Origin of the sequence: Mycobacterium sp., assembly GCF_049280035.1 — a bacterium.
Classification (GTDB): domain Bacteria; phylum Actinomycetota; class Actinomycetes; order Mycobacteriales; family Mycobacteriaceae; genus Mycobacterium.
Window position 1 is genome coordinate 1 of sequence record NZ_JBAPPI010000420.1, and the last position, 5322, is coordinate 5322.

Sequence of the window (5322 nt, forward strand, 5' to 3'; positions counted from 1 at the left end):
GCTGAATATCAGCCGGGTGAACGCGTCGGGCACGTTGAGCTGACCGGCATAACGGCTGTGCGCAAGGATCAGGTCGGAGCGGAACACCGCCACCGGCAGCCGGCACAGGTCGTGCGCCTCGCGAAGCAATACCTCGCCCGCCCACTTGCTGTTCGCGTACCCGTTGGCATACGAGTCGTCGATCGGTCGCACCGGGCTGACGTCCCGAATGTCGCCGTCTTCGACGAAATCAGCTGGATCGACGGACAATGCCACCGCCACGGTCGATAGGTAGGTCACCGGCTTGATCCGAGAGGTAATCGCCAGCCGGATGAGCTCTGCTGTGCCAACAACATTCGGGCCGAACAACTGGTCATACGGTAGGACGTGGTTGACCAGGGCGGCCGGATGCACAATCAAATCCACCGTTTGGGTTAGCCGGTCCCAAGTTGCTTGATCCAAGCCGAGATTCGGCTCGCCGATATCGCCGACGACCACCTCGAGGCGGTCGGCCGACAATTCCCGGAACCGCGCCAGCAATTGCGCATCCCCGCTGTCGAACACCGCTTCAAGGCGTCCTGCGGCGGATTGCGGGTCACTGCCGCGCACTATGCAGATCAGCTTTCCCTCTGTCTCGGCGAGCCGTTGCAGCCAATCCAGTAACAGGAAGCGGCCGAGGTAACCGTTGGCGCCGGTGAGCAGAACGGTGTGCGGTTCACCAGCGGTCGACGGTAGCGATGGCGCCTCAGCCAGGGTCTGCGCATTGATGAACTTACCCAGAGTCAGTTCAGCGGACCGGATCTGGGTGGCGCCGGCGCCATGCACGGTGGTGAAAGTGGGCCGTTTGGTTCCAGCGCTACGTTCGGCCTTGATGTAGTCGGCGAGCTGTCGCAGGTCGCCCGCCGGATTGATGATCACCCCGACGGGCACCTCGACGCCGAAGATGTCGCCCAGCAGGTTAGAAAAGGTCAACGCCGACAATGAATCACCGCCGAGATCGGTGAAGTGCGCTTCGGGTTCGGGCGTGCCGCCGGTGCCGAGTAAGGCCTGCGCTGCGCGGGTCAATGTATCGAGCACCGGCTGGCCGGCCGCGGCTGCTCTCAACGCGCGCAATTCGTCGGCCCGGTTGGCAGCAAGATCGGCGTAAAGCTGCTCGAGCCGTTCGCCGTAGTGCTCTTTGAGCTTGGGCCGCAACAACTTTCCAACCCCTGACAACAGACCGTTATCGGTGTTGAAGGGCTCGGACTCGACCAGAAAGTCGGCCGGCAGCTCGTAGGACTGCAATTCGGCGGTTCTCGCGGTCTGGCGCAACGACTCGGCCAGCGCGGCCTTGAGCCCGGCATCGTCGCCGACGAATTTCTGCAGCGCATCAGCGGTGGGCACGACGACGGCCAGCAGGTATGGACGTTCGCTGTTGCCGTAGACGAAGACCTGTCGCACCAAGGCCGCCCCGGCGAACACCGATTCCAGGTGTGCGACGGCCACGAACTCGCCCTGGGCGAGCTTCAGCACGTTGTTGCGCCGGTCGACGTAGGCGAGTTGGTCCGGCGCGATCTCGGCCATTACATCACCGGTCCGGTAGTAACCGTCCTCGTCGAAAACCCCTGCGGTGACCTCCGGGCGCTTGTAGTAGCCGGGCGTCGCGGATGCGGACTTCACCAACAGCTCGCCGCGGGGATGCGGCTTGTCGGTCGCGAAATACCCCAGCTCGGGAACGTCGACGAGTTTGTAGTCGATCACCGGCGGGCGTCTGATGACGCCGTCCACCGTCACCATCATGGTCTCGGTGAGGCCGTAGCCGTCGAGGACATGCACGCCCAGACACGACTCGATGAAGGCTTTCATTTCCGCAGCCAGCGGTGCGGTGCCGACGAAGCTGGTGAGCACCCGGCCGCCGAGCACCTGCTCGCGTAGTTCCGACTTGGCCTGCGCATCGGCGACGAGGGGTTCGATTGCGTTGGCTAGCCGACCGTCAACCCCGGTTTGGTAGCGCTGGAACAACATTTCGACCACCCGTGGCACCAGCCCCATCTCGGTGGGCCGCACCAGATTCCAGTCCTCGAACAGCGTGGACAAATCGCTTTCTGGCACAAAGAAACTCGTGCCGCCGGCCTGGAACGACGTTGCCAGCGGGATCCGTCCGCCAAGGTGGTTCAGCGGCATGAAGTTGACGTTGACCACCGGCGCCTCGGTTGTCGGCATCACATCGGCGGTCCAAACCCGGGACACCATGTCCTCGGTGTACATCGCCCCCTTGGGTAACCCGGTGCTTCCCGACGTGTACATGATCATGGCCAGTCGCTGGTCGTCGCCGTCGAGGTACATGGGTTCGGGCGGCAATGCTCGGCCGCGGGCGATGACATCGCCGAGCGTCTCGACGACCGCCGGGATACCTACGCCCTCCAGTCGCGCCTGTGCCTGCTGCAGGCTCTCGCGTTGGTCATCGATGTCGGGCTGATAGTCGAAGATGACGATGCGCCGCACCGACTGACTTCCTATTGCAGCCTTGATCGCCACATCCAGATACGCCGCACTGACCGCCAACACCCGCGGCTCGACCTCATCGATGATCGGCCGCAGCCGCGAAACCGGGGCGTTGTGCTGCAATGGCACCGCGACCAAGCCCAGGTATCCGCACACCAGGTCGATGGTCAGATAGTCGGGGCTGGCAAAGCCCACGGTCGCGACGAAATCCCCGGGCGCCACTGGGTAATCTGGATCGTGTCGCCAGGCCGCCGCTGCCGCAAGCACATTGGTCCAAAGATCGCGGTAGGTGATGGTCTCGAATCGCGGCAACAGCTGGCTGGTAGTGCGGCCGGTTGTCGGATCGGTTGTCAGTGTGCGTGCTCGCCACCCGAGTGCCGGACGGTCGGCATAACCTTCCGCGTAGGTTTCCAGCACCTGCGGTAACCGAAGACCCGGGCGCCGGGCAGTGTCGACGACTTCGGGCTTGGGTATCGCCGCGCGGATCTGGTCATCGACGGCGCTGAGCCCTCCGATGCGTTCCTCGAGGCTGCCTCCCGTCACCGGGCTGGTGTCGTGCTCGAGTCGCGCATCGTCGGTCATACCGCACCCTTCGTCGAAGCCGTCTTAGGCGCAACTCAACGCCTCGCTCGAGTCTTCCAGGTGCGAGTGTGACCGTCGCCACAGCGACGTCAGACGAGGCCCGCTACGCCACCACGTTGATCGGATCACCGATGTGGACGGTATTGAAGTACCACTCGGCGTTGTCCGGGCTGAGGTTGATGCAGCCGTGGCTGACGTTGGCGTAGCCCTGCGAATCCACCGACCAGGGAGCGGAATGCACGTAGACACCGCTCCAGGTGACACGAACCGCGAACGAAGCGACGATGTCGTATCCCTCCGGCGAGCTCAGCGGGATCCCGATCGTCCGCGAATCCATGCGGACAGTGCGCTCCTTGGACAGCGCGGTGTAATTGCCGATCGGCGTTGGGCGGGACGGTTTACCCATCGACGCCGGCATGGTGCGCAGCACTTCGCCGTTCTGGCTGACGGTGAACGTGTGCTCCGAGATGCTGGCAACACCGACCACCGCGTCGCCAGTGTCGAAGCCAGTTGACAAGGCGTGCACCGTAACACCGACGTGGCTATGGGCGGGCCAGTAGCCGTTCGGAATCCATTGCACGACGTCGTTCTCGACCCAATCGAACCGCCCGGTGATGTGGTTGGGCGCGGTGATCTTGATCGCCCGTTCGGCGGCCATCCGGTCACCGACTGGCCCGGTGAACGTGACGATCACCGGATGCGCCACACCGACCACCGCGCCATTGGCCGGCTGGATCGACGCTATGCCAGCGGTCGGGTCCGGGGGCGCGATCGCTGCCATGCTCGGGGCGCCCGATCCCGCCATGGCCAGCACGGCAACTGCTCCCGCGAGCCACACTTTTCGAATCGTCGTACGCACGGTGTTCACCCTCCGAGATGGTGCAAGCCCGAAACGCTCACATTCTGTATCTCAATATGTACCCTATCCGGGGCCCAGCAAACGGATCCGTAAATGGGCGAGTCGCGATTAGCCAAGCAAAACATCCATCAGCTGGCCTGGTCGGTGTGCTAAAGGAACCCTCGACGTGATCTGAAACTCTTCGGTCTAGGTGCGAGTTGGCAAGCGCAGATCGCTGTGTTACACCAATGCCATGACCGATCCGTACACGCGGCCGCTGCCCGACTCGGCGGTACTTGTTCTGATCGACGTCCAACGCGACTTCTACGGCGACGACGCTCCGCTGCCCATCGAGGGCACCAAGGCGGCGATCCCGGCCATGGCCGCGTTGGTAACCGAATTTCGCGACCGTGCAATGCCGATCGTGCACGTTGTCCGGATCTACCGTCCGGATGGGTCGAACGCCGACATGGTGCGAAAACGGGCGATCGAACAGGGTGCGCGGTACGCCATCCCGGGCAGTGCCGGCTCGCAGATCGCACCCGAGTTGCTGCCCAATCCTGTTGAGCTGGACCATGAATTGCTACTCAGCGGTGAACTCCAACAGATCGGCCCGCGTGAACACGTGATGTACAAGCCGCGGTGGGGTGCCTTCTACCAGACCAAGCTCGAGCAACATATTCGCGATACCGGCAGCGACACACTGGTTTTCGTCGGCTGCAACTTTCCAAACTGCCCTCGCACGTCCATCTACGAGGCCTCCGAGCGCGACTTCCGGATCGTGTTGGTATCGGATGCATTGTCCGGACTTGACGACCGAGGCGTCAAGGAATGTCGGGCGATTGGCGTCGACGTTCGAAACCTCTCGGCGACAATTGCGTGGCTGAGCCAAGGTGTCCGCAATAGATAGAATTAGTGAGTCTCTGAGTTTTCCCCGGGAGCGTTCCGTGAAGGTCGTTGTCAACGCCCACCTGTCGAAGAACTATGACAAGCGGTACGTCGTCATTGACGAGACGACCGGTGAAGTCCTGGATGACGCACAGGGATACGGGTACAAGAGCGCGCAAAACGCGCACCGGGCGTACTCGTACAAGTCGATGCCGCCGAAGAAGAAACGTCAGCGAGAGGCGGCCAAACGGCGGGTAGAGCGTTGGTGCGCTGAGCATGAGGAATTCATGCAGCACGTCGATCAGGCGATGTTTTATGCCTTAAAGGATGGCGAGAACGTCACCGAGGCAGATGTGCAAGCGATGCTGACCGAACACCGCTTGGAGTTGCCGTTCTCGATCAAAGACCTAATGAAACACTGGTGATATCGGGTGAGCCTCAAAGAATGGGCTATCGCGCAGGGCGTTCACCCCCAGACTGCGTACAAGTGGTTCCGTGATGGAACATTGCCGGTGCCTGCCCGCAGGGTCGGACCTCGCACGATCCTGGTG

At 62.6% G+C, this 5322-nt stretch carries 4 protein-coding genes and 1 pseudogene; 3 read left to right on the plus strand and 2 right to left on the minus strand.

Annotated features, from left to right (window positions below; translation table 11 throughout):
- Together car and WAN71_RS13995 are read right to left on the minus strand one after the other, a co-directional pair.
- Positions 1-3045: carboxylic acid reductase (car, locus tag WAN71_RS13990; RefSeq protein ID WP_422225910.1), on the minus strand; the 3045-nt coding region annotated here is incomplete at its 3' end.
- A 103-nt stretch (positions 3046-3148) separates the two neighbouring features.
- Positions 3149-3904, minus strand: a complete 756-nt coding sequence (locus WAN71_RS13995) for a L,D-transpeptidase (RefSeq protein WP_422225913.1) — start codon at positions 3902-3904, stop codon at positions 3149-3151.
- Between the two features lie 232 nt (positions 3905-4136).
- On the opposite strand from WAN71_RS13995, the gene WAN71_RS14000 reads away from it, so the two are divergent.
- From WAN71_RS14000 to WAN71_RS14010, 3 genes and pseudogenes are all read left to right on the plus strand, one after another.
- Positions 4137-4793: a cysteine hydrolase family protein gene (locus WAN71_RS14000; RefSeq protein ID WP_422225911.1), complete on the plus strand. Its 657-nt coding sequence runs from the start codon at positions 4137-4139 to the stop codon at positions 4791-4793.
- Positions 4794-4830: 37 nt separating this feature from the next.
- Entirely contained in the window at positions 4831-5196 is a 366-nt protein-coding gene (locus tag WAN71_RS14005) for a hypothetical protein (protein ID WP_422225912.1), read from the plus strand.
- A gap of 6 nt (positions 5197-5202) precedes the next feature.
- A pseudogene (locus WAN71_RS14010) lies at positions 5203-5322 on the plus strand (IS607 family transposase); the annotation flags it as partial.